Genomic DNA, 431 nt, shown 5'->3' on the forward strand with positions numbered 1-431 from the left:
CCGGAGGAAGAGAAAGCAAACGCGATTCCCTGAGTAGCGGCGAGCGAAACGGGACATAGCCCAAACCAAGAGGCTTGCCTCTTGGGGTTGTAGGACACTCAACATGGAGTTACAAAGGAACGGGGTAGATGAAGCGACCTGGAAAGGTCAGCCGTAGAAGGTAAAAGCCCTGTAGTTGAAACTTCGTTCCCTCCTGAGTGGATCCTGAGTACGGCCGGACACGAGAAATCCGGTCGGAAGCAGGGAGGACCATCTCCCAAGGCTAAATACTCCCTAGTGACCGATAGTGAACCAGTACCGTGAGGGAAAGGTGAAAAGCACCCCGGAAGGGGAGTGAAACAGATCCTGAAACCGTGTGCCTACAAGTAGTCAGAGCCCGTTCATGGGTGATGGCGTGCCTTTTGTAGAATGAACCGGCGAGTTACGATTAC

At 53.4% G+C, this 431-nt stretch carries 1 rRNA gene; it reads left to right on the forward strand.

Annotated elements, in window-relative coordinates:
• Window positions 1–431 (forward strand): 23S ribosomal RNA (locus C9J29_RS24030); the annotation flags it as partial.

Origin of the sequence: Lysinibacillus fusiformis, assembly GCF_003049525.1 — a bacterium.
GTDB lineage: Bacteria > Bacillota > Bacilli > Bacillales_A > Planococcaceae > Lysinibacillus > Lysinibacillus fusiformis.